Source organism: Klebsiella sp. 2680 (genome assembly GCF_900198535.1).
Taxonomy (GTDB): Bacteria; Pseudomonadota; Gammaproteobacteria; order Enterobacterales; family Enterobacteriaceae; genus Klebsiella; species Klebsiella indica.
The window spans coordinates 652,858-675,695 of record NZ_FZNJ01000003.1 but is presented as its reverse complement, the minus strand read 5'-3'; the positions used below and the strand labels follow the sequence as shown (position 1 = coordinate 675,695).

General features: G+C 55.6%; 23 protein-coding genes and 1 tRNA gene. 10 read left to right on the top strand and 14 right to left on the bottom strand.

Going from position 1 to position 22,838, the window contains the following annotated elements:
* Positions 1-19: 19 nt before the first annotated feature.
* A complete protein-coding gene (locus tag FN037_RS16320; RefSeq protein ID WP_138362477.1) occupies positions 20-343 on the top strand; it encodes a DUF1889 family protein in 324 nt (107 codons plus the stop codon).
* A 330-nt stretch (positions 344-673) separates the two neighbouring features.
* Here FN037_RS16320 and FN037_RS16315 read toward each other — a convergent pair whose 3' ends face one another.
* On the bottom strand, positions 674-1,309 hold the full coding sequence (locus FN037_RS16315) for a GntR family transcriptional regulator (protein ID WP_138362478.1): 636 nt from the start codon (positions 1,307-1,309) through the stop codon (positions 674-676).
* A gap of 238 nt (positions 1,310-1,547) precedes the next feature.
* Between FN037_RS16315 and FN037_RS16310 the strand changes: the two genes are divergently transcribed.
* Genes FN037_RS16310 through FN037_RS16285 form a run of 6 tightly spaced genes read left to right on the top strand, consistent with a single transcriptional unit; the run spans position 1,548 to position 8,503 of the window.
* Positions 1,548-2,408: an alpha/beta hydrolase gene (locus tag FN037_RS16310; protein WP_142502708.1), complete on the top strand. Its 861-nt coding sequence runs from the start codon at positions 1,548-1,550 to the stop codon at positions 2,406-2,408.
* 12 nt (positions 2,409-2,420) lie between these two features.
* Positions 2,421-3,527, top strand: a complete 1,107-nt coding sequence (locus FN037_RS16305; RefSeq protein WP_221887627.1) for a C45 family autoproteolytic acyltransferase/hydolase — start codon at positions 2,421-2,423, stop codon at positions 3,525-3,527.
* A 13-nt stretch (positions 3,528-3,540) separates the two neighbouring features.
* Positions 3,541-5,085, top strand: coding sequence for an ABC transporter substrate-binding protein (locus tag FN037_RS16300; RefSeq protein WP_142502707.1), 1,545 nt, complete (start codon positions 3,541-3,543; stop codon positions 5,083-5,085).
* 18 nt (positions 5,086-5,103) lie between these two features.
* Entirely contained in the window at positions 5,104-6,045 is a 942-nt protein-coding gene (locus tag FN037_RS16295) for an ABC transporter permease (RefSeq protein ID WP_142502706.1), read from the top strand.
* An 11-nt stretch (positions 6,046-6,056) separates the two neighbouring features.
* Positions 6,057-6,863, top strand: coding sequence for an ABC transporter permease (locus FN037_RS16290; protein WP_260607894.1), 807 nt, complete (start codon positions 6,057-6,059; stop codon positions 6,861-6,863).
* On the top strand, positions 6,860-8,503 hold the full coding sequence (locus tag FN037_RS16285; RefSeq protein ID WP_142502704.1) for a dipeptide ABC transporter ATP-binding protein: 1,644 nt from the start codon (positions 6,860-6,862) through the stop codon (positions 8,501-8,503). Before FN037_RS16290 ends, FN037_RS16285 begins: the two co-directional genes overlap by 4 nt.
* A 219-nt stretch (positions 8,504-8,722) precedes the next feature.
* On the opposite strand, the gene FN037_RS16280 is transcribed toward FN037_RS16285, so the two are convergent.
* Positions 8,723-8,798 (bottom strand) — tRNA-Ile (locus FN037_RS16280).
* A 123-nt stretch (positions 8,799-8,921) separates the two neighbouring features.
* On the opposite strand from FN037_RS16280, the gene mug reads away from it, so the two are divergent.
* Positions 8,922-9,428, top strand: a complete 507-nt coding sequence (gene mug, locus FN037_RS16275) for a G/U mismatch-specific DNA glycosylase (RefSeq protein WP_138362484.1) — start codon at positions 8,922-8,924, stop codon at positions 9,426-9,428.
* Between the two features lie 175 nt (positions 9,429-9,603).
* On the opposite strand, the gene rpoD is transcribed toward mug, so the two are convergent.
* The 3 genes from rpoD to rpsU form a co-directional block, all read right to left on the bottom strand.
* Positions 9,604-11,448 carry an RNA polymerase sigma factor RpoD gene (gene rpoD, locus FN037_RS16270; protein WP_138362485.1) on the bottom strand — a complete coding sequence of 615 codons (1,845 nt, stop codon included), beginning with the start codon at positions 11,446-11,448 and terminating at the stop codon, positions 9,604-9,606.
* 150 nt (positions 11,449-11,598) lie between these two features.
* Complete coding sequence (dnaG, locus tag FN037_RS16265; RefSeq protein ID WP_138362486.1) at positions 11,599-13,344, bottom strand: DNA primase; 1,746 nt, start codon at positions 13,342-13,344, stop codon at positions 11,599-11,601.
* Positions 13,345-13,568: 224 nt separating this feature from the next.
* Positions 13,569-13,784, bottom strand: a complete 216-nt coding sequence (gene rpsU, locus FN037_RS16260; protein WP_001144069.1) for a 30S ribosomal protein S21 — start codon at positions 13,782-13,784, stop codon at positions 13,569-13,571.
* A 235-nt stretch (positions 13,785-14,019) separates the two neighbouring features.
* On the opposite strand from rpsU, the gene FN037_RS24645 reads away from it, so the two are divergent.
* Complete coding sequence (locus FN037_RS24645; RefSeq protein WP_260607893.1) at positions 14,020-14,151, top strand: hypothetical protein; 132 nt, start codon at positions 14,020-14,022, stop codon at positions 14,149-14,151.
* Positions 14,152-14,221: 70 nt separating this feature from the next.
* Positions 14,222-15,235, top strand: coding sequence for a tRNA (adenosine(37)-N6)-threonylcarbamoyltransferase complex transferase subunit TsaD (gene tsaD, locus FN037_RS16255; protein ID WP_138362487.1), 1,014 nt, complete (start codon positions 14,222-14,224; stop codon positions 15,233-15,235).
* Between the two features lie 47 nt (positions 15,236-15,282).
* On the opposite strand, the gene FN037_RS16250 is transcribed toward tsaD, so the two are convergent.
* From FN037_RS16250 to plsY, 9 genes are all read right to left on the bottom strand, one after another.
* Positions 15,283-16,890 carry a purine-cytosine permease family protein gene (locus tag FN037_RS16250; protein WP_142502703.1) on the bottom strand — a complete coding sequence of 536 codons (1,608 nt, stop codon included), beginning with the start codon at positions 16,888-16,890 and terminating at the stop codon, positions 15,283-15,285.
* Between the two features lie 150 nt (positions 16,891-17,040).
* Entirely contained in the window at positions 17,041-17,658 is a 618-nt protein-coding gene (gene ureG / locus FN037_RS16245) for an urease accessory protein UreG (protein ID WP_138362489.1), read from the bottom strand.
* A gap of 8 nt (positions 17,659-17,666) precedes the next feature.
* Complete coding sequence (locus tag FN037_RS16240; protein WP_142502702.1) at positions 17,667-18,341, bottom strand: urease accessory protein UreF; 675 nt, start codon at positions 18,339-18,341, stop codon at positions 17,667-17,669.
* A complete protein-coding gene (gene ureE, locus FN037_RS16235) occupies positions 18,342-18,806 on the bottom strand; it encodes an urease accessory protein UreE (RefSeq protein ID WP_138362491.1) in 465 nt (154 codons plus the stop codon).
* Positions 18,807-18,815: 9 nt separating this feature from the next.
* Entirely contained in the window at positions 18,816-20,519 is a 1,704-nt protein-coding gene (gene ureC, locus FN037_RS16230) for an urease subunit alpha (RefSeq protein ID WP_142502701.1), read from the bottom strand.
* Positions 20,512-20,832 carry an urease subunit beta gene (locus FN037_RS16225; protein ID WP_138362493.1) on the bottom strand — a complete coding sequence of 107 codons (321 nt, stop codon included), beginning with the start codon at positions 20,830-20,832 and terminating at the stop codon, positions 20,512-20,514. Before FN037_RS16225 ends, ureC begins: the two co-directional genes overlap by 8 nt.
* Before the next feature lie 9 nt (positions 20,833-20,841).
* Positions 20,842-21,144 (bottom strand): urease subunit gamma, encoded by a 303-nt coding sequence (locus FN037_RS16220; RefSeq protein WP_138362494.1) that lies wholly within the window; start codon positions 21,142-21,144, stop codon positions 20,842-20,844.
* 9 nt (positions 21,145-21,153) lie between these two features.
* On the bottom strand, positions 21,154-21,978 hold the full coding sequence (locus FN037_RS16215) for an urease accessory protein UreD (protein WP_138362495.1): 825 nt from the start codon (positions 21,976-21,978) through the stop codon (positions 21,154-21,156).
* A 174-nt stretch (positions 21,979-22,152) separates the two neighbouring features.
* A complete protein-coding gene (gene plsY / locus FN037_RS16210; RefSeq protein ID WP_142502700.1) occupies positions 22,153-22,773 on the bottom strand; it encodes a glycerol-3-phosphate 1-O-acyltransferase PlsY in 621 nt (206 codons plus the stop codon).
* Positions 22,774-22,838: the final 65 nt, after the last annotated feature.

Sequence of the window (22,838 nt, the reverse complement as noted above, 5' to 3'; positions counted from 1 at the left end):
AGTATAAGCAGTTCACGACATGGTTAATTTTAAGGATAAGAGCATGCCAACAGCGATAGATAAAGCCCTGGATTTTATTGGCGGTATGAACACGTCGGCGTCAGTACCTCATACCATGGATGAAAGTACAGCTAAGGGAATTTTGAAATATTTGCACGAGTTAGGGGTGCCAGCCAGCGCTGCCGATGTGATGGCGCGAGGTGAAAAAGAGGGGTGGAATAGCGGGTTCACGAAAAAAGTCGCCGGATGGGCGGATAAAATCGCCTCGGGCGAGCGCATTATTATCAAAAACCCGGAGTTCTTCACTTCTTATATGCGGGAGCAGCTTCAGGCGCTGGTCTGAGCCGATTGTGTGAAAAAACGGCGATATCTTGTGGGTATCGTGTAAAACAGAAGGCGTTGCGATTTCCGGCAACGCCTTCCGTTGTATTGGCGGCTCCAGCCAGGGTTGCACAAACGGTAGACTCCTCCTGAAAAGCGCGTTGCCAAACGTCAAGCGTAACGCGACTCCGCCTGATGCTGGCAGTTTGATGTTAAATTCAGCCTCAGAGAGGCAGATTTTTATTGCCATACCGATGTTGGGAGAGGCCAAAAGGGCCGCACAGGAAACAGGGCGGAACGTGCCTAACGGGACAGAACCGAACAACGATAGCTCGTCGGCGGAGGAGCCTCTTTACCCGTTCCGTCTGGGATTATCTTCCTGCAGGATGTGCTGCCGTAAAAGTTGTGCCAGCGCAGCCGCATCTTTCCGTTCAATGGCGGCCACCATTGCAAAATGCTCTTCTGATGACTGAACGATTCTGGCGTGAGAGTTCCATTGCCCCAGGGCTGCGGAAGGTACCCGGCTGCGTAATTCAAAAATAAGTTCAATCATGTCCTGATTAGAGCAAGGGGCGAGAAGCGCGCGGTGGAAACTGAGATTAGATTCATACTGCTGCAGTAGCGTGCCGTACTGGGTGTAGTGCTCGAACAGCTCCGCACACTGGCGCAGGGTATCCAACTGCTGTGGTTGAATATGCTCCACGATATCGGCTGCCGAGGCGCTTTCGAGGATTGCCCGGATGGAAGAAATGTTACGGCGTTGCTGCTCATTAGGCGTATAAACATGGTAGCCCCGGTTTGGGACATGTTGCACCAGACGTTCAATAACCAATTGATCCAACGCCCGGCGTACTTCGCTGCGCGTGCATTGATACCGTTCAGCCAGCTCAACCTGCTTCAGCCATGAACCTGGCTGAAATTCCCCGGTATTGATGTCCATCGCGAGGCGATTGGCGACATGCACCAGTGCGCTTTTGCGGTGCGTCATATCTTCTGTTCCTTCTGCTGTTTCCTGTGATTTTATGCTGCTGTCCCCGCTTCTGATAATGGCGGGTTCACTGTTTTTTCGCCAGCGTAAACAATGTCGTTATCGTTTTTTTATCTGCCAGGAGGGGAATTGTGGCATGAGTCATATCTTTTGTTAATAAATTGTTTTTTAAATTGGCGCCAATTTTGGTTTTATGTTTGAATCGAATTTAAACAGCGACAAAATAGGCAAGAGATTTATGCAACAAAATGATATTAAAGAGAATTCAGAAGATGCTGCCGTGCGCAGTATGGCGCTTTACTATCGTGGCAGTACTACCATCTTTTCCAGTCAACGCGATCCGCGCTTTCAGTACTGCCTGTATGTCCCGCCGGGCTTTGATGGTGACAAGAACGGGTACCGTTTGATTGTTGCGATGCACGGTACCGGGCGTTCGATGGTCCAGTATCGCGATGCTTTTGCCGAATTCGCCCGCTATAACCGTTGTGTCGTTCTGGCGCCTCTGTTCCCGGTAGGGCCGCTGGGCGACGGCAATTCTCACGGTTTTAAGTACATTATCGAACAGGATATCCGCTACGACCTGGTGCTGCTGGCGATGATTGACGAAGTCAGTGCCTTACTGGGGTATGACTTTGGCCAGTTTCTGTTGTTTGGGTACTCAGGGGGGGGACATTTTGCTCATCGTTTTCTCTATATCCATCCTGAAAAATTGCTCGGCGTCTCTATCGGTGCGCCGGGGTCCGTTACGTTACTTGATAACAATAAGGCCTGGTGGCCAGGCGTGCAGAACTTTGAGCAACTGTTCGGTAAGCCACTGAATTACCGTGCGCTACGCGAAGTGGCGGTACAGCTTGTGGTGGGGAAAGTGGATCTCGAAACCTGGGAAATTACGCATAAACCCGGTGGTCGCTACTACATGCCTGGCTGTAATGATGCCGGAACCACCCGTATCGAACGCAACACGGCTTTGTTGAACAGCCTGCGCGAACAGGGGGTCGACGCCGTTCAGGATATTGTGCCGAACGTCGGTCATGACGGGATGAAAGTTCTGGAGCAGGTAAAAGATTTCTTCCTGCGCGTTTTGCAGACACATCGCTGAGGAGCAAACAACGTGACGCAACCTTTTCCGTTAATTGAAATTTCCGGTACACCGTATGAGCGCGGTTGCCAGTATGGCGAACAGGCAAAAGCGCGAATTCACGCCAGCGTCGCCATCTATGGTGACCAGCTTGATGCTTTGCATATTCGCCGCGAGCAGCGCGACGATCTTATCAACAGTTTCAGCGCCATCATCCACAATTTCGACGCCGATTATCTCGATGAGATGCGGGGAATTTCTGCCGCGTCCGGCGTGCCGCTGGACGCCATTATTATGATTAATGCCCGCACCGAGGTGATCGCCCAGGCGCGCAACCTGCAATGCTGTACCACGCCGCATGACGACACGATAAAAGACGGCTGTACCGGCGCGGTGATCCTGCCAGAGCGCAGCCGCCACGGCAAACTTATCCACGGGCAGAACTGGGACTGGCGCGCCGAATGCGCAGAGAGTTCCGTGGTGGTGAAGATCAAACGCGAGCAGGGACCGGATGTGCTGACTTTCGTTGAGGCCGGAGGGCTTGGCCGCAGCGGTATGAACAGCGCGGGCATCGCCATTACCGCCAACTATCTACGCTGTGAGCGCGACTATCGGCAGCAGGGTGTCCCGCTGTCGCTGATTCGACGTAAAGCGCTGGAACAGCAACATATGGCGTTAGCGATGAGAGTGGTTGCCACCACGCCGAAGTCCTGCTCCAACAATATGATCCTCAGTACCAAAGAAGGTTTCGCCATCGACTTTGAATGCGCGCCGGACGAGAGCTTCACCCTGTATCCGCAAAACGGTCTGTTAGTGCATGCCAACCACTGGGACAGCTTAGCTGCGCGTGGAAAAGTTCGTGAAGAGGGAATTGAAGCGTCCCCCGATTCGCTTTACCGAGGATGGCGCGTTAGCGAACTGCTGAACGGTATAGAAAAACCCGGAGAAGAGGCGATGAAAAATGCCTTTTTTGATGATTTCGGTTCCCCCTATTCGGTGTGCCGCCCGCCACGTCCTGGTTTTAGCAGCGATTTGTCCGCCACGGTGGCGATGATTGTGATGACTCCTGCCGATGGCGTGATGGATGTCGCGCCGCTTCCGGCGCTGAATCGTAACTTTACGCGTTACACGCTCAACTAATAGAGAGGCTGGTATGAAAAAGTTTTTATTTGCGGTGGCTCTGCTCATGCCGGGAGTGATGGCGCAGGCGGCTGACACCCAAGTTATTCGTTTCGCTCTCAATCAGGATATCCGCAGCAGTCAGCCCGGCGTCAACCGCGACGGCAATACCGACGATGTGCTGATGCACGTGGTGGAAGGGCTGGTCGGGTATCGTGAGAATGGTACGGTCGGACCGATGCTGTCCTCATCATGGGATGTTAGTGATGGGGGGAAAACCTACACTTTTCATCTGCGCGAGGGGGTGAAATTTCACAATGGTGACACCATGACGGCGCAGGATGTGGTGTGGAGCTGGAAGCACTGGAACGATCCGAAAACTCAGTGGCGATGTTTGCGTGAATTTGACGGCAGTGGCCTGATTCACGTGACTGACGTCAGCGCGCCGAATAAGAACACGGTGGTTATGACGCTGGAAAAACCGGTGGTGCTGTTCCTTGATACGCTGGCCCGTACTGATTGCGGCGCGGCAGCCGTGATCAGTCCGAAATCGGTGGCGTCAGATGGTTCCTGGATTGCGCCGATAGGTACCGGCCCCTTTATGTTTGGTGACTGGAAGCATGGCGAATATGTTTCTCTGAAACGATTTGCCGGTTACAGCGCTTTGCCGGGAAAACCGGATGGCTTTGTCGGCGGTAAAAAAGCGCTGGTGGATGAGGTGCGCTTTATGACCGTCCCGGATGCGGCGACGGTGAAAGCCGGTCTGCAATCCGGAGCCGTGGATCTGGCCCAGGTCAGCCCGATTGACGGCAGTGACCTGAAAAAAGATCCCAATATCGTCCTCGAAGTGGCGCCGAACGCCCAGCGTCACGTCATGCTGATTCAGACTAACGATCCGCTGCTGAAAAACGTCAAGCTGCGCCAGGCGATAGCCTCTGCGCTTGACAGCGAACAGATCGCGCTTGGTACCAGTCAGAATATGGCACATGCGTCCAACTCCAATATTTCCGTGTCCTCGGCGTTTTACAGCAATGTTCAGAAGCAAGGGTACAAATACGATCCGGCACGTACCGCGCAACTGCTGAAAGAGGCTGGCTATAAGGGGCAACCGCTGGAGATTATCGCCAATAAACGCGCCACCGTGCCGAGTTTTGATATGGCGATAATCATCCAGGCGATGCTGCAAGGCGCGGGGATCAATGCTCATGTGACCACGATGGAGTGGGCGACGCAACTGGAGCGTTATCAGTCCGGACGTTATCAGATGATGACTTTCACCTACTCTGCGCGCTTCAATCCTGCGCTGGCTTTTGAGCAGATTACTGGCGACAAAGCCAAACAGAAACGCAAAGTGTGGGGGAACCCCGAGGCTATTGCGATGACCGACAAACTGGCTACCCTCGACGATCCGGCGCAAATCCAGGCCGTGACGGATAAACTCCATCAACTGATGATTGCGGATGTCCCGCTGATTATCTTCTATCCGGGGCTGGATATTGTCGCTCACCGTAAGGCGATCAGCGGTTATAAATCCTGGCTGGCGGCAGCCGCGAGGTTGTGGAATGTCAGCAAGGCCTGATGAGATAAGGAGACGCACATGTTGCAGTTCCTGCTTACCCGTATTATGACCGCCATTCCCACGTTGCTGCTGGTAACGGTGATGGTCTTTTTGCTCACGCGCATGGTGCCGGGAGATCCTGCGCTGCTGATGCTGGGCGATATGGCGACGGAAGCGAGCCTTGCCGATCTGCGTCACAGCATGGGCCTGGATCAGGGAATGGTGCAGCAGTTCATTATCTGGTTTGGCAACGTGTTGCAGGGTAATTTCGGCCATTCGATTCAAAGTGGACAGGGCGTATTGCCGCTAATTTTGCAACGCTTCGGCGTGACGCTCAGCGTGGTGCTGGCGGCGATCGCGATAGCTTCGCTGCTGGCTGTACCCGCCGGAATGTTGGCGGCGTGGAAACAAAACTCATCGCTTGATACCGGCCTGGTTATGTTTTCCACTTTTTTGCTGTCGATTCCGAGCTTCTGGATGGGGCTGCTTATCCTGTTGTTGTTTGGCCTGCATCTGGGCTGGCTGCCGGTGGTTGGTTACGTCGCGTTAAGCGACAACCTGAAAGCTGGGGTTCTGTATCTGCTGATGCCGGTAATGACGCTGGTGCTGGTTGAGATAGGGGCGCTGGTGCGCATGATGCGCGCCAGTACGCTGGAAGTGCTGCGGCTGGATTACGTTTCCCACGCGCGTGCCAAAGGGCTGCGCGAGCGCACCGTACTGGCGCGTCATGTGTTCCCTAACGCTTTTGGTCCAACATGGACGCTGATTGGCTTAACGCTCGGCAATCTGCTGAGCGGCGTAGCGGTGACAGAGACGGTGTTCAGTCTTCCCGGCCTGGGACGCCTGCTGGTTGATGCTATTTACGCACGTGATTATCCAGTGATCCAGGGCTGTATGCTGTTTATCGCCACGCTCTACGTTCTGACCAATCTGCTGATTGATGCTCTTTATCCATTATTTAATCCGAGGGTTTCCGCCTGATGAAAAGACGAATGTCTCTCGCGCCCAATGCCCTGCTGGGGATGACATTGATTGGCATCATCGTGCTGGCTGGCGTGTTGGGCTTTTTCTGGACGCCGTTTGATCCTGGTCGGATAAATATTCTGGCGCGTCTGCAGGCGCCTGGCGCGCAATACCTGCTCGGCACCGATGAATATGGCCGTGATGTGCTCAGTCGCTTACTGGCTGGGGCCAGCGCCAGCATGACCATTTCGCTGGTGACGGTGGGCTTCGCCCTGCTGGTCGGTATTGTTCTGGGACTGATTAGCGGCTATCTGCGGGGTGTGGTGGACCGGCTCATTATGATGATAACCGATACATTGCTGGCGTTCCCCGGCATCCTTCTGGCGCTGGGGTTGCTAAGCATCCTCGGTAATAACCGCTACGGTATTATTCTCGCGCTGGGACTGGCGTATACGCCGTCGGTGGTACGTATTGTGCGTGGAACGGTCATGGGGCTACGGGAAGCGGATTTTGTCGCAGCCGCCCGGATAATGGGGCATAACGAACTGACCATTTTGCGCAGACATGTTCTGCCGAACTGTCTTGCGCCGCTTACCGTACTCGGGACGTCGATGCTTGGCTGGGTGTTAATTTCGGAAAGCGCACTCTCTTTCTTAGGGCTGGGCGTGCCGCCGCCGGAGCCGACATGGGGAAATATGCTGGCAGCAAGTCGTAGTTATCTGGCACAAGCGCCCTGGCTGGCTCTGCTCCCGGGGGGCTGTATCTCTCTGGCGCTGCTGGGCGTCAATATGCTGGGTGATGCGCTCCGTGATTATCTTGATCCGAGGATGCAATGATGAACAATCAGACGCCATTATTGCAGGTGACCAACCTGCGGGTGAATGCGGCGGAGCGTGAAGTGGTGAAAGGCCTCTCTTTTTCTCTGGAGCCGCGAGAAGTGCTGGCTGTGGTAGGTGAGTCAGGCAGTGGTAAAACGTTGGCGATGCGCTCCCTCATCAAACTATTGCCTGCCGGTATCGTCAGCCAGGCAGACGCCATGATGTTCGATGGTCAGGATTTACAGCAGCTTAATCAGGAACAACTGCGGCGCCTGCGTGGTGCGGGAATCGGCATGGTTTTCCAGGAACCGATGACCTCTCTGAATCCGGCGATGACCATTGGCCGCCAGCTTGATGAAGGGTTGGTTTTGCATACCTCACTGACGGAACGTGAGCGGCGAGAAAAAATCATTGCCATGCTGGAGCGAGTTGGTTTAACGGAGGCAGAAAGTCTGCTTGGGCGTTATCCCCATGAGTTTTCCGGAGGCATGCGTCAACGGGTTATGATTGCCGCGGTGATGCTGCTGGAGCCGAAACTGATTATTGCCGATGAACCGACTACGGCGCTTGATGTGCTGGTACAGCATGAAGTGATGGAATTGATGCTGACGCTGACGGCGGAAAAGGGCAGCGCGGTGATCCTTATCAGCCATGATTTATCGATGGTGGCACGCTATGCCTCGCGCATTATGGTGATGGAACAGGGTGAGCTGGTGGAGCAGAACAGTAGCCAACGTCTGTTAGCGGATCCGCAGCATCCTTATACCCGCCGTCTGTTGGAAGCGTTGCCGGTACGCCAGCCCCCTCCGGATCGGCAGCGCTTATTAGCGGCGGAAAGCGTGATCGCGCTGACTGATGTCGAGATTACCTATACCGGCCGTAAAGCGTGGTTTCGTTCGGCTTCCGTGACGAAAGCGGTAAACGGCGTCAGTTTTAACGTGCGCGCGGGGGAGACTGTCGCGCTGGTCGGGGCCAGCGGATCAGGTAAAACGACTATCGGCAAACTGATTGCCGGCATGTTAAAGGCCAGTCGTGGGACCCTGGCGTTCCGCGGGCATTTGATTAGCAATGCGGATAAGAAACTGCTTTCCCGCTGGCGTCGCGAATGTCAGATGATTCAGCAGGACCCATTTTCTTCACTGGATCCGCGAATGTACATCGCGCAGATCCTTGAAGAGCCGCTCCTGCTGGTGGCAACGATGAATCGCCGTGCTCGCGAGCAACGTGTACGTGAGGTTCTTGATGAGGTGGGACTGGGCGAGATGTTTTTGACCCGTTATCCGCATCAGTTGTCGGGAGGACAGCGTCAGCGGGTCGCGATCGCCAGGGCGATTATCCGCCGTCCTGCGTTTATCATCGCAGATGAACCAACATCAGCTCTCGATATGACTGTACAAAAACAGATTCTGCAGTTGTTAAAACGGTTACAGAACCACTATGGTTTCGCCTGCCTTTTTATCACCCACGATCTTGGGGCGGTTGAGCAGGTTGCAGACCGTATTTTGGTCATGGAGAAAGGCGAGCTGGTGGAGAGCGGCTGGAGTGACGATGTGTTGGATAATCCGCGCCATCCCTATACCCGGCGGTTGTTGGGCTGTCTGCCGATGTTAAAACCGCTGGAGCAAGGCGGGTATCAGTTACAACAACAGCCAGCATAGTTTCAGGATGGCTGACGCGAGAATGTTTTGAACTGCCGAAGACAGGCTATTGATGGGATGAAGTGATGTAAATAATGGGGATTACCGGGGTAGGGGATATATTCAGCGTAGCGAAAGATCATTAACAGCGAATGGTGCGGTTTGCCGGGATACTTACACCTCGCGTGGGTATCCTGGAAAAGACTAAGGGCCTACGTTTTCACGTAAGCCCTTGATATTTGGTGGCCCCTGCTGGACTTGAACCAGCGACCAAGCGATTATGAGTCGCCTGCTCTAACCACTGAGCTAAGGGGCCGTGGCGAGGGATTATAAAGTAACTGATGCCCGCAATCCAGCCTAAAACGCGCGGCTGCTGTTTTTATAAACAACGCATTTTCAATCCGTTATAATTACCTTTTGGGTATTGAGATGGGAAAATATGATTAACGATATTCTGGCACCGGACCTGCGGGTGGTTTTTTGCGGTATTAACCCAGGGAAGTCTTCTGCCCATACCGGTTTTCATTTCGCCCATCCGGGTAATCGATTCTGGAAGGTGATTCACCAGGCCGGATTTACTGACCGTCTTCTCAGGCCTGAAGAGGAGCTGCACCTGCTGGACACGCGCTGCGGGATTACCATGTTAGTCGAACGGCCGACGGTGCAGGCCAGCGAGGTCGACTTGCTGGAGCTACGGGATGGTGGCCGGGAACTGGTCAGGAAAATGGAAGAATATCAGCCGCGAGCACTGGCGATCCTCGGTAAACAGGCGTTTGAAAAAGCGTTTCAGGCGCGTGGCGTACGATGGGGAAAGCAGCAGGTGACCATCGGCACAACGGAGGTATGGGTGTTGCCGAATCCCAGCGGCCTGAACAGGGCGACGTTGGATAAACTGGTGGATGCCTATCGGGAACTGGATGATGCGCTGGCGACGCGAGGGCTTTAATCGGGAAAATCATCTTTATTTAACCGTGAATATCCCCTCCAGTGCCGGTCATACCGAACGTTCAGATTCTCTTAAACAATCAGCGTTATGTTCTCCGGTCGTGGTTTACAACTGGCGTAAAAAAGCCAGTCATTCGACTGGCTTCAGACAGGCTTTTTGTAATAACCGGCGATAATTAATCGTCGAGGAAGCTGCGCAGTACTTCAGAGCGGCTCGGGTGGCGCAGTTTACGCAACGCTTTCGCTTCGATCTGACGAATACGTTCGCGGGTAACGTCAAACTGTTTACCCACTTCTTCCAGCGTGTGATCGGTATTCATATCAATACCGAAACGCATACGCAGGACTTTCGCTTCACGGGCGGTCAGGCCTGCCAGAACATCGTGAGTGGCGGCGCGCAGGCTTTCCGTAGTGGCGGAGTCCAGCGGCAGCTCAAGGGTGTTATCCTCGATAAAATCGCCCAGATGCGAATCTTCATCGTCGCCAATCGGCGTTTCCATGGAGATAGGTTCTTTGGCGATTTTCAGCACCTTACGAATTTTATCTTCCGGCATCAGCATGCGCTCGGCCAACTCTTCCGGTGTTGGCTCGCGGCCCATTTCCTGCAACATCTGGCGAGAAATACGGTTGAGCTTGTTGATCGTCTCAATCATATGCACCGGAATACGGATGGTGCGCGCCTGATCGGCGATAGAGCGGGTGATCGCCTGACGGATCCACCAGGTTGCGTAAGTGGAAAACTTGTAGCCACGACGGTATTCAAATTTATCAACCGCTTTCATCAGGCCAATGTTGCCTTCCTGAATCAGGTCGAGGAACTGCAGACCGCGGTTGGTATATTTCTTGGCGATGGAGATAACCAGACGCAGGTTCGCTTCAACCATCTCTTTTTTCGCACGGCGGGCTTTTGCTTCACCGATGGACATACGACGGTTGATATCTTTTACCTGCTCAATGGTCAGGCCGGTCTCTTGCTCAATCTGCTGCAGTTTCATCAGGCCGCGCTGAACGTCTTCTTTCACGTCAAGCAGCTTCTCGGACCAGGGCTTGTTCATCGCCACGGCGGCATTGAACCAGGTTTCGCTGGTTTCGTTGCCGGTGAACAGCGTGATGAAGTTTTTCTTCGGCATTTTGCACTGTTCAACGCACAGCTTCATGATGATACGCTCTTGAGTACGAACGCGATCCATCATGGTACGCATGCTGTTAACCAGGTAGTCGAACTGCTTCGGCACCAGACGGAACTGTTTGAACACTTCAGACAGTTTGAGGATCTCTTCCTGCGCTGCGGCGTGGCTGCGGCCTTTCGCTTTGATGGTGTCGCGGGTCAGTTCGTACTGTGTACGCAGCTCGGCAAATTTCTCGCGCGCCAGCTCCGGGTCGATGCTGTTGTCGTCATCGCCGCTGTCGTCGTCGTCTTCTTCATCCTCATCTTCGTCGTCATCCATCTCTTCCTGAGAGAGTTCAGAACCGACGTGCGTCGCCGTTGGCGCCATATCTTCTTCGGCGTTTGGATCGACGAAACCGGTGATCAGATCGGACAGACGCGCTTCTTCCGCTTCAACGCGATCGTACTGTTCAAGCAGATAGGTGATCGCTTCCGGATATTCGGCAACCGAGCACTGAACCTGATTAATCCCGTCTTCAATGCGTTTGGCGATGTCGATTTCACCTTCACGCGTCAGCAGCTCGACGGTACCCATTTCACGCATATACATGCGCACCGGGTCGGTTGTCCGTCCGATTTCAGACTCAACGCTGGAGAGTACCTGAGCAGCAGCTTCTTCCGCATCTTCGTCAGTGTTGTTGCTATTTTCAGCAAGCAGGAGATCATCGGCATCCGGCGCTTCTTCCATCACCTGAATGCCCATGTCGTTGATCATTTGGATGATGTCTTCGATCTGGTCGGAGTCGACGATATCTTCCGGCAGATGGTCATTGACCTCGGCATAGGTCAGATAGCCTTGCTCCTTACCACGTTGGACAAGAAGCTTCAGCTGTGACTGCGGGTTTTGCTCCATAAGACGGTATCCACACTTAATTCGTTTGATTGGTGTCAGCAGACGAGCCGCCGACATTTAAAGCGAGGGCCTACTTATATAATTGCCGCTGCGCCTCTGCGCGGCTGTCGGGGGCTTCCCGAACGATATTCGGCACTTAAGCCGTTAAATTCATTTTTTTTCCAGAGCCTGTCGGATTTCCCAGAACTCCCGGCGTTCCTCACTGCTTAAACCGTGTGTGCGATCGCGAGCGATCAACTCTTCTTGTCGCAGTTCCAGCAGTGAATCAAACATATGATTGAGCGAGTCGGTGAAGGTTTTTTCAGCAATATCTTTATCTGCTATATCGTCCCACATCGACAGTTTTTCAAGGGTTGCGGCTTCATTTGTACCACGGTACTGCTCTAAAAGTTGCCCGGTAGTCAGACCAGGCTGAGACAAACAGGTTTTAACCAGTTCGTTGAATAAACCCAGCCCCGGCATCTTACGCGAATCCAGACCTTCTAATGGCGGTACCTGCGGCGCCAGCGCCGGGTTTTGCACCAGCAGCCCTATAAGTATACGCATGGTCGTCCGTTTTAGCTGTAGAGCCGGGCGCTGGATGCTATTTTCAGACAGTTTAGGCATTAAACGTTCAAGCTGGGCGTCATCTAAAATGCCTAACTTGTTACCCAACTCCTGACGCAGATAAATGCGCAACGTTTCGCCCGGAACCTGGCTTATCAGCGGCAGCGCTAAAGTACTGAGCTGTGCACGCCCGTCCGGCGTACTCAAATCCACCTGCGGCAACAGACTGTTGAACAAAAACGTGGAGAGCGGCTGAGCCTGCTCCATCCGCGCTTCAAATGCCTCTTTCCCTTCTTTACGCACCAGCGTATCCGGGTCTTCGCCATCGGGCAGAAACATAAAGCGCAGCTGGCGTCCATCGGTCATATACGGCAGCGCCGTTTCCAGTGCGCGCCAGGCGGCATCACGGCCAGCCCGGTCGCCGTCATAGCAGCAAACGACCTGATTAGTCACCCGGAACAACAGCTGAATATGGTCAGCGGTCGTCGACGTACCTAACGACGCAACCGCATAGTTTATGCCGAATTGCGCCAGCGCCACCACATCCATATAACCTTCGACCACCAATAGACGGGGCGGTTCGGCGTTGTCCTGCTGTGCTTCATAAAGGCCGTACAACTGGCGGCCTTTATGGAAAATATCGGTTTCCGGAGAGTTAAGGTATTTCGGCAGGGCATCACCCAGCACGCGACCACCAAAACCAATCACCCGGCCCCGCTTATCGCGGATGGGAAACATCACCCGTTCGCGGAAACGGTCATAACTGCGCCCCTGATCGTTAGTGACCAGCATGCCTGCATCAATGAGCGATTGCCGATTCTCCTGATTGCCACCAAAACGTTTTAACACGTTGTCCCAACCGGGAGGGGCATAGCCAATCGCAAAGCGCGTAATCACCTCGCTGCTTAAGCCGCGTTTTGCCAGATACTGGCGCGCGGGGTCGGCGGCAGGTTGCATCAGAGACTGTTGATAAAACGTGTTCAGACCCTCCATCAACTGATAAAGATTCTGCCGCTGATGGCGCTCAATCTGACTGGGTCCGTTGCCTGCTTCATAGGGCACTTCAAGGTTGTGCATCGCAGCCAGCTCTTCGACGGTTTCCACGAACTCGAGCTTGTCGTAGTTCATCAGAAAGTCGATAGCGTTGCCGTGCGCGCCGCAGCCAAAGCAGTGGTAAAACTGTTTTTCACCGTTGACGGTGAAAGAGGGGGTTTTTTCGTTATGGAACGGACAGCACGCGTGAAAATTTTTGCCCTGCTTTTTCAGCTTTACCCGCGCGTCGATCAGATCGACGATGTCGGTGCGCGCCAGCAGGTCATTAATAAATACGCGTGGGATTCGTCCAGCCATATGCCCCGTTTTATACGCCTCACCTTTCAGGATGTCTCTGCCCCGGCAGCGCTCGTTACTTACCCTGGTAAGCTCCGGGACTCACGCCCTTGCCGTCTTAAATCGATCCTGAATGATTGAGTGTATATGCTAATGCATAAACGAAAATAAGCCGCGCATTCCTTCCGGAAGCACGGCCTTACAACTACAACTCGCTCTGAATTGAGAGCCGGGCTCTCAATAGATTAGTACAGACGAGTGCGGCGTGCGTTTTCGCGAGCCAGTTTCTTCGCGTGACGTTTCACTGCGGAAGCTTTAGCGCGTTTGCGTTCGGTAGTCGGTTTTTCATAGAACTCACGACGACGAACTTCCGCCAGAACACCTGCTTTTTCGCATGAACGTTTGAAGCGACGCAGTGCTACGTCGAACGGCTCGTTTTCACGTACTTTAATTACCGGCATGTAACTCTCACCTTTGATAAATTCGGTTTGCCGCTGGCATCGGCGCCAGCTTATTTCAAAATGGTGCGGAATTTTACTGCAATTGCTGCTGCTTTGTAAAGCACCGACGCGACTTTTGAAAGGGACTTTTATAAGGACTGGGAGTATACACGAACTGAACACCAGGGGTGAGGAAAGTTTTATCTCCGTCGTCTTTCAGGCTGCGGATGCGTTGGCTTTGTTACCCGGCCCATCCATGAGCCTCGCCCTTACGGGCCGCCACGACACGGCGTTCAAATCTGTACCGGACGGATTTGTCGCTTACCACGACCACGTACTGTCCGTACGCGCCGGGGATGCGCAGCGTCGTCGGCATGCTGCGGCCTGACATTCTTAGTCTATACATCAACCGGTATTGGCCCTACACTGCGCGGTAGTGAAATGAGGTAAAACTAGCCATGCGTGTATTGGGAATTGAAACATCCTGCGATGAAACCGGCATCGCTATTTATGACGACGAAAAAGGTCTGCTAGCCAACCAGCTGTACAGTCAGGTGAAATTACACGCCGACTATGGCGGCGTCGTGCCCGAGCTGGCCTCGCGCGACCATGTGCGTAAAACGGTACCGCTGATTCAGGCGGCGCTAAAAGAAGCGGGGATGACGGCGAAAGAGATTGATGCCGTCGCCTACACGGCGGGGCCGGGGCTGGTCGGCGCGCTGCTGGTTGGCGCGACGGTAGGCCGCGCGCTGGCGTTTGCCTGGAACGTTCCGGCGATCCCGGTACACCATATGGAAGGGCACCTGTTGGCGCCGATGCTGGAAGATAACCCGCCAGCATATCCTTTTGTCGCGCTGCTGGTTTCCGGCGGCCATACGCAGCTCATCAGCGTGACCGGCATTGGTCAGTATGAGCTGCTGGGCGAATCCATTGATGATGCGGCGGGCGAAGCCTTCGATAAGACCGCGAAACTGCTGGGGCTGGATTATCCCGGCGGCCCGATGTTGTCGAAAATGGCTTCGCAGGGCACTGAAGGGCGTTTTGTCTTTCCCCGCCCGATGACCGACCGTCCCGGACTGGACTTCAGCTTCTCTGGCCTGAAAACCTTTGCCGCGAATACCATCCGCAGCAACGGCGATGACGAGCAGACGCGCGCCGATATTGCCCGCGCCTTCGAAGATGCGGTGGTGGATACGCTGATGATTAAGTGTCGTCGCGCGCTGGAACAAACCGGTTTTAAACGTCTGGTGATGGCGGGGGGCGTCAGCGCTAACCGCACGCTGCGCGCGAAGCTGGCGGAAATGATGAAAAAACGCGGCGGAGAAGTCTTTTATGCTCGCCCTGAATTCTGTACCGATAACGGCGCGATGATTGCCTATGCGGGTATGGTTCGTCTGCACTCTGGCGCAAAAGCGGATCTCGGCGTGACCGTCCGTCCCCGCTGGCCGCTGGCGGAACTACCGGCGGCCTAATCGCTGCTATTTAACAGGCCGACGCAACATCGGCCTGCCTTTCGAACCTATTCCATACTTTTACACAGCGAGCAGATTGTGCCCTGGTGCTTGTGCGAATGCATCACGTCAGGACGTTCATACGCTTCCCGGCAGCGAATGCAGCGGTAAACTGTGGTTGACGCATGGCCTTGCGCATCGTAGCGCGGCTCGGCGATACCATCATCGTATTGCTTAATGTAATAGCGTCCGCGGGTGATGATTCCCATTACCGGGGTCATCACAAACGCCACCACCAGCGCGATGAGCGGTGAGAACGGTGCCAGCGTATCGCCTGTCAGACCAAAGAAGGCGCTGATCGAGAGGCCTGCTGCGAGAGCAAAAGCCACCACGCCCACCGGGTTGACGTTGTAAATCATCCCGCGACGGTACTCCGGCTGCATCGGCGCCAGTTTCAGTAGCCCTTTGTTAACGGTGATATCGGTTGCGACCACCACTACCCAGGCGATAGCGAAATTGGAATAGAAACCGAGGATCCACGCCAGCGCGCTGAACATATCGCCTTCCATCAGCGCGAGGGCAATCGCCAGATTGACGATGACGAAAATAATCCGCCCTGGATAACGCTTCGTGGTGCGCGTCCAGGCGCTGGTCCATGCCAGCGAACCGGAATAGGCGTTAGTGACGTTAATTTTGATCTGCGAGATAACCACCAGTACTACGGCGAGCGTTAACGCCAGCCAGCCGGGAACCAGATTATCAAAAACGCTGACGAACTGCTGTACCGGTTCGGTATTGTGTACCGCCGGGAAACGGGTCAGCAGATAGAAGCCGAGGAAAGCGCCGATAATCTGTTTAATCGCGCCTAATACCACCCAGCCTGGCCCGGCGGAGAACACCGCCAGCCACCAGCTTTTGCTATTTTCAGCGGTCTTAGGCGGCATAAAACGCAGATAGTCGATCTGTTCGCCAATCTGCATGATCAGCGACAGACACACGCCTGCGCCGAGCATAATGGCGGTTAAATCCACCGTCGAGGCGTTGTTCTTACCGGTGAAATGGATAAAGCCGTCTACCAGGTCCGGGTCTTTAGCGATGAGCCAGACTACCGGAACCACCATCAATACCAGCCACAGCGGCGTCGTCCATACCTGTAGACGGGTCAGCGCTTTCATGCCGTATACCACCAGCGGCAGCACCATCATGGTGGCGATAAGGTAGCCGATCCATAGCGGGATCCCTAATCCCACCAGCAGCCCCTGCGCCATAATTGAGCCTTCGAGGGCGAAAAAGATAAAGGTAAACCCGGCGAAGATAATGCTGGTGATCACCGAGCCAAAGTAGCCGAAACCGGCGCTGCGGGTGATTAAGTCAAGGTCGATGTTGTAGCGTGCGGCGGTGATTGCCAGCGGGATACCGGTGAGGAAAATGACCAGCGCCGCCAGCAGGATCGCATAAATCGCATTGGTCGTGCCCCATGCCATGCCGATGCTGGCGCCGATAGAAAAGTCCGCCAGATAGGCGATACCGCCCAATGCGGTTACCGCGACAACGCCCGGTCCCCAGCGGCGAAAGCTGAGGGGCGCATAGCGAAGGGTATAATCCTCCAGCGTCTCTTTTGAGCCGGAGGCAGTGGTTTGCGCAGGTAAATCAGTTTTAATATCCAGCGATGACATAATCATTCCTTAATGGTTAGGCATGTCTGGAATTAGCAAACCTTATGCCACATCGCAGGGCAGGGGCTATCAGGGTGCGGGAAGGAGATGACTAACGAGAGGGCATGGCGCGCACCATTCCGACGCCTCTGCGCCGGAATGGTGCAAAGGTTACTTGCCGAGCATGCCTTTGTCTTCGATAAAGGCGATGATACTTTGCAGGCCGTCGCCGCTTTTCAGGTTGGTGAAGCCCCACGGGCGTTCGCCGCGCATGCGCAGGGTATCCCGCGCCATGACTTCCAGAGATGCGCCCACATAGGGTGCAAGGTCGGTTTTGTTAATCACCAGAAAGTCGGATTTAGTGATCCCCGGCCCGCCTTTACGGGGGATTTTTTCCCCTTCGGCCACGTCGATCACGTAGATGGTGAGGTCCGCCAGTTCCGGGCTGAAGGTGGCGCTCAGGTTATCGCCGCCGCTTTCCACAAAGATAAGATCGAGGTTGCCGAACTTTTCGCTCAGGGCTTCCACCGCCGCAAGGTTCATTGAGGCATCTTCCCGAATGGCGGTATGCGGGCAGCCGCCGGTCTCGACGCCGACAATACGCTCAGGCTCCAGGGCACCAGCCTCGGTGAGGATGCGCTGATCTTCTTTGGTATAGATGTCGTTGGTGACCACCGCCAGTTGCCAGGTGTTGCGCATGGCTTTGCAGAGCGCTTCCAGCAGCGCGGTTTTACCGGAGCCGACCGGACCGCCGACGCCGACGCGCAACGGTTGCTTAATCGTGTTCATACCTTCTCCTAAGAACGGAATAATCGGGAATACTGGGTTTCGTGGCGGGAGGACGCAATTGCCGCCAGCGGCATTGCCGATCCGATAGCGCCATCCGGGGCTACCAGGGCGCTGTCCATATCCGCCGCATAGCGGTCGCACAGGCGCAGAATCAACTGCTGGGCAGCCTGCTGGCCGAAGGGCACCAGCTTGACGCCCGCCATCACCGCACTCTCAATCCAGCTGTAGCCAAAGCTGAGGGCCAGATCGGGGATAGCGATTTTCCAGCGTACGCCGAGCCAGGCCATGCCGGTTAGCTGGCTTTGCTGACAAATTTTGCGCCACTCAGGCGGGCAGTCCGGCCGCCAGTCGGTGAGTAAACGGGTGAAGGCCGCGCCGCGATTGCGCTCTTCATCACGCAGTTCACGGGTCTCCCGACAGGCAAGCAGATAAGCGGTCCAGCGCTGCGCCGATGCCAGATCGTTTGCTTCGCATGCCTGATAGAGCCGGGCGAATAGCGGCAGGTCGACGGTAAAAAAACTCTGTTCCATCTGCCGCAGTTGCCAGCGCTCAAAGGCCGTGGCATCCGGTACCCAGCCTGCTTCCACCGCCCACTCCAGCCCCTGAGACCAGCTATAGCCGCCAACCGGGAGGCTGCTGCTGGCAAGCTGCATCAGCCGCAGGCGTTTTTCCGGCGTCGGCATTTAATGACTGTGCTCATGGTGATGATGATGACCGTGAGACTCGCTGGCGTAGGCACCGGCTTCCGGTTCAAACGGCAGATGAGCAAAATCAACGGTCAGGCCAAACTGGCGCAGCATGTCGTCCAGTACGTGATCGTGATGGTAGCGCAACTCGCCGGGCATAATCTGCAGCGGTACGTGGCGGTTGCCGAGGTGATAACAGGCTTTCGCCAGCACAAAGGGATCGTCGCAGCGCACGACCGAAACGGCTTCATCGGCGGCGATGACTTCGATAAATTCGCTGCCGTTTTCATTGCTAAGGATGTCGCCGCCGCGCAACAGCAGGCCGCGTGGCAACAGCAGGCCAGCCTGACGACCATCGTTAAGGGTGACTTTAATGCGGCTTTTTACCCGCACATCAATCGGCAGCGTGACGCTGGCGGTGGCCTGTACCGGGATCTCCACCCGTTGGGTCAAATAAAGCATTCGCGCTCCTTAAAACAGGAAATAACGTTGCGCCATCGGTAACACTTCCGCCGCTTCGCTGGTAATCAACTCGCCGTCAATACGCACCTCGTAGGTTTGCGAATCGACGGTAATATTGGGTAGCAGGCCGTTGTGATGCATGTCGGCTTTTTGTACCGTGCGGCAACCTTTAACCACCGCCGTCGCGCTGTGCAGGTTCAGCCGTTCGGCAACGCCATTTTCTGCCGCTGCCTGCGACAGAAAGGTCAAACGGCAGTGGTGACGGGCACCGCCCAGCGCGCCGAACATCGGACGATAGTGCACCGGCTGCGGCGTCGGGATAGACGCGTTGATATCGCCCATTGGCGCCATGGCGATCATGCCGCCTTTGATGACCGTCGCCGGTTTCACACCGAAGAACGCCGGGGACCACAGTACGATATCCGCCAGTTTGCCGACTTCGAGCGAGCCGACTTCATGGGCGATACCGTGGGTCAGCGCCGGATTAATCGTGTACTTGGCAATATAGCGCTTAACACGAAAGTTATCGTTATCGCCGCTCTCTTCCGCCAGCGTGCCGCGCTGAACCTTCATGCGGTGCGCGACCTGCCAGGTCCGCAGTACCACTTCGCCGACGCGGCCCATGGCCTGCGAATCAGACGAAGTGAGTGAAAACGCGCCGAGATCGTGCAGGACATCTTCCGCGGCGATGGTTTCCCGACGAATCCGCGATTCGGCAAACGCCACATCCTCGGCAATATCCGGGTCGAGGTGGTGGCAAACCATCAGCATGTCCAGATGTTCGTCAATGGTGTTGACAGTGTAGGGCAGCGTCGGGTTGGTGGACGACGGCAGAATATTGGGGTGCGCGCAGGCGGTAATAATATCCGGCGCATGGCCGCCGCCCGCGCCTTCGGTATGGAAAGTATGAATCGTGCGCCCGCCGATAGCGGCCAGGGTATCTTCGACGAAGCCGGACTCATTGAGCGTGTCGCTGTGTAGCGCGACCTGAACGTCCATCTCGTCGGCCACGGTCAGCGCGCAGTCGATCGCCGCCGGGGTTGAGCCCCAGTCTTCGTGAATTTTCAGGCCGATAGCCCCCGCCGCGACCTGCTCACGCAGCGCATCCGGATTTGAACCGTTGCCTTTTGCCAGCAAACCGATATTGACCGGCAGGCTATCCGCCGCCTGCAGCATCCGCGAGATGTACCACGGCCCCGGCGTACAGGTCGTTGCGTTGGTGCCCGCTGCCGGGCCGGTGCCGCCGCCGATCATCGTGGTGACGCCGGAGACCATCGCCTCTTCCGCCTGCTGCGGGCAGATCCAATGGATATGGGTATCGATGCCGCCAGCGGTGACGATCTTGCCTTCCGCGGCGATCACTTCCGTCGCCGCGCCGATCGGGATCGTCACGTTGGGCTGAATGTCCGGGTTTCCGGCTTTGCCGATCGCGAAGATCCGTCCGTCTTTGACGCCGATATCGGCTTTGACGATCCCCCAGTAGTCGATAATCAGCGCATTGGTCAGCACCAGATCGACGCATTCATCGGACAGCATCTGCCCCTGACCCATGCCGTCGCGGATCACTTTACCGCCGCCGAATTTGACCTCTTCGCCGTAGGTCGTCAAATCGTCTTCGACCTCGATCCACAGTTCGGTATCTGCCAGGCGAACTTTATCGCCGGTGGTGGGGCCGAACATGTCGGCATAGGCCTGACGTGAAATATCACTCATCGTTTGCCTCCAGATTGCCCATGACCTCGCCGCGAAAACCATACACCGCGCGCGTACCGGCAAGCGCCACCAGCTCTACCTCGCGTTTCTGGCCCGGCTCAAAGCGCACCGCGGTTCCGGCGGCGATGTTCAGGCGATAGCCCGCGGCCTGCTGCCGATCGAACTTGAGCGCCGGATTGACCTCGGCGAAGTGGTAATGTGAGCCGACCTGAATCGGCCGGTCGCCGTGATTTTCAACGATAATGCGGCAGGTTGCGCGGCCTGCGTTAATCGCTATCTGGCCGGGTTTGACCTGATATTCTCCTGGGATCATCGCGTCACCTCAGATTATCGGGTTATGAACGGTGACCAGCTTCGAGCCGTCCGGAAAAGTGGCTTCGACCTGGATATCGGGGATCATTTCCGGTACGCCTTCCATGACCTGATCGCGGCTCAGAACGTGGCGTCCATCTTCCATTAGCGCCGCAACGCTTTTGCCATCGCGAGCGCCTTCCATAATAAAAGCGCTAATCAGGGCCACGGATTCCGGATAGTTAAGTTTCAGGCCGCGGGCCAGGCGACGCTCCGCCAGCAGCGCGGCGGTAAACAACAAGAGCTTGTCTTTTTCTCTGGGTGTCAGTTCCATAGCGTTCTCTTAAGTCAGCCAGATTCGGGGGAGTACCGGAGATTTGCCGGTCAGGTGTGGGCGCATAAACTGCCAGATATCGCGCATCGCCTGCTGGCAAAGCAGATTATTATTACTTAAAAAGCGCACCGTCAGCAGGCCGTCGGTGAGGGTGGCACCGGCGTAATTCTCCAACGGCGTAAGTTTGTCGCGCACGCCTTCCAGCAGCATCTCGTTCGCCGGGTAGAACAGCAGGGTTCCCACCCACGGCTGCTCCGCGACGCTTGCCAGCTCTCCGTCAGCCAGGCTCAGGCGCTCAATCAGCAGCGGCGCGTCGTCTACCCATACTTCCAGCCGATTGGCGATAGCGCCGTAGTTAAAGGCTTCGCCGATCACCGGGCGGCCAAGGCATAACAGGTCCCAGGCCAGCAGCTTGCTGGAAGAGGAGAGGTGAAATTCGGTGCGCAGCGAAGCGTTCGCGCCGGGAAAAAATATTGCGTCCTGCGGCAGCCACTCAAGCGTGGCATGCCCGGCCAGCGCCAGGGTTTGCTGAAGTCGGGACTGCGCGCCGCTGCTGCGATAAAACTTGCTGGCGCCGGGCATGGTGATCAGCGTATGGCAACCGGGTTCAATGGTGGCGTTAATGGTCAGGTCGTCGCCGCCGACGATGCCGCCGGGGGGATGGAGCACATAGAGGTGGCAGGTCTCTTCTTCTGGATAAAACGGGCGCTGAACGGTGAGTGGACCGACATGACGGCTGGAGACGAGCGTAGTCTTCCCGCCGAGCAATTGAAAGCGGAGGTCAAGCGTGGCCTGCCAGCCTTTTTTATTCGGTGATAACACGGTGCCGTACAATGTCGTGCCCCTGCAAAATCAAGATAAAACAACAGCAAAGAGTATTGATCGGGGACCTGGTATCCCGGTCATATGAAAAGCTTATATCTGACTCGCCACCACTGAATTTTTGATGGTATTTATCGGTTAAGCAATGGGCAGGCGTCGCGGCGATTTAACCCTTTGCCACAAAGATTACTTCTTCTCTGGCGCTTTTTTCTTCTTTTTGAACAGGTTCCAGATTCTGGTCTCCTGGCGACGCCACAAACGCTGAATGTTGTCATGGTGGCGCAGCAGGATCAGGCATGAAAGCATCGAAACCGGGAACGTATACTGCGGTTTGAACCACCAGACGTAGAACGGCGCGATGAGCGCGCTGACGATAGCCCCCAGGGAAGAGTAACCGCTGAGCAGAATGGTGAGCAGCCAGGTGCCGGCCATCAGGCCGGTGAGATCCCAGCCGATAGGGGCAATGGCCCCGAAAGCGGTAGCTACGCCTTTACCACCGCGAAAATGAAAGAATATCGGCCAAATATGGCCCACGCAGGCGGCAATCGCTACCAGACCAAGCCAGAATGGCGTGAGGCCCAGCGCCCACGCCCCCCAGACCGGCAGCATGCCTTTCAGCACGTCAAAAATAAGCACCGCTACGGCTGCGCCCTTGCCGCCAATTCGCAGGACGTTAGTCGCGCCTGGATTGCCGGAGCCGCAGTCGCGTGGATCGGGCAGGCCAGCGAGGCGGCACACCAGAATGGCGCTGGAGATTGAGCCGCAGAGGTAGGCGAGGATAACCAGTCCAGGCGCGATTGCACTCATCAGCTGTTCCATTTTGAAAGTGTTGTTTTATCCCCTGCCATCTGCGCGTGAGTGGCGCATTGATC

Excerpts from the sequence above, each read along its gene's own strand:
- FN037_RS16320 (WP_138362477.1), top strand. The coding sequence starts at position 20 with ATGGTTAATTTTAAGGATAAGAGCATGCCAACAGCGATAGATAAAGCC.
- FN037_RS16315 (WP_138362478.1), bottom strand. The coding sequence starts at position 1,309 with ATGACGCACCGCAAAAGCGCACTGGTGCATGTCGCCAATCGCCTCGCG.
- FN037_RS16310 (WP_142502708.1), top strand. The coding sequence starts at position 1,548 with ATGCAACAAAATGATATTAAAGAGAATTCAGAAGATGCTGCCGTGCGC.
- FN037_RS16300 (WP_142502707.1), top strand. The coding sequence starts at position 3,541 with ATGAAAAAGTTTTTATTTGCGGTGGCTCTGCTCATGCCGGGAGTGATG.
- FN037_RS16295 (WP_142502706.1), top strand. The coding sequence starts at position 5,104 with ATGTTGCAGTTCCTGCTTACCCGTATTATGACCGCCATTCCCACGTTG.
- FN037_RS16290 (WP_260607894.1), top strand. The coding sequence starts at position 6,057 with ATGTCTCTCGCGCCCAATGCCCTGCTGGGGATGACATTGATTGGCATC.
- FN037_RS16285 (WP_142502704.1), top strand. The coding sequence starts at position 6,860 with ATGATGAACAATCAGACGCCATTATTGCAGGTGACCAACCTGCGGGTG.
- mug (WP_138362484.1), top strand. The coding sequence starts at position 8,922 with ATGATTAACGATATTCTGGCACCGGACCTGCGGGTGGTTTTTTGCGGT.
- rpoD (WP_138362485.1), bottom strand. The coding sequence starts at position 11,448 with ATGGAGCAAAACCCGCAGTCACAGCTGAAGCTTCTTGTCCAACGTGGT.
- dnaG (WP_138362486.1), bottom strand. The coding sequence starts at position 13,344 with ATGGCTGGACGAATCCCACGCGTATTTATTAATGACCTGCTGGCGCGC.
- rpsU (WP_001144069.1), bottom strand. The coding sequence starts at position 13,784 with ATGCCGGTAATTAAAGTACGTGAAAACGAGCCGTTCGACGTAGCACTG.
- FN037_RS24645 (WP_260607893.1), top strand. The coding sequence starts at position 14,020 with ATGAGCCTCGCCCTTACGGGCCGCCACGACACGGCGTTCAAATCTGTA.
- tsaD (WP_138362487.1), top strand. The coding sequence starts at position 14,222 with ATGCGTGTATTGGGAATTGAAACATCCTGCGATGAAACCGGCATCGCT.
- FN037_RS16250 (WP_142502703.1), bottom strand. The coding sequence starts at position 16,890 with ATGTCATCGCTGGATATTAAAACTGATTTACCTGCGCAAACCACTGCC.
- ureG (WP_138362489.1), bottom strand. The coding sequence starts at position 17,658 with ATGAACACGATTAAGCAACCGTTGCGCGTCGGCGTCGGCGGTCCGGTC.
- FN037_RS16240 (WP_142502702.1), bottom strand. The coding sequence starts at position 18,341 with ATGCCGACGCCGGAAAAACGCCTGCGGCTGATGCAGCTTGCCAGCAGC.
- ureE (WP_138362491.1), bottom strand. The coding sequence starts at position 18,806 with ATGCTTTATTTGACCCAACGGGTGGAGATCCCGGTACAGGCCACCGCC.
- ureC (WP_142502701.1), bottom strand. The coding sequence starts at position 20,519 with ATGAGTGATATTTCACGTCAGGCCTATGCCGACATGTTCGGCCCCACC.
- FN037_RS16225 (WP_138362493.1), bottom strand. The coding sequence starts at position 20,832 with ATGATCCCAGGAGAATATCAGGTCAAACCCGGCCAGATAGCGATTAAC.
- FN037_RS16220 (WP_138362494.1), bottom strand. The coding sequence starts at position 21,144 with ATGGAACTGACACCCAGAGAAAAAGACAAGCTCTTGTTGTTTACCGCC.
- plsY (WP_142502700.1), bottom strand. The coding sequence starts at position 22,773 with ATGAGTGCAATCGCGCCTGGACTGGTTATCCTCGCCTACCTCTGCGGC.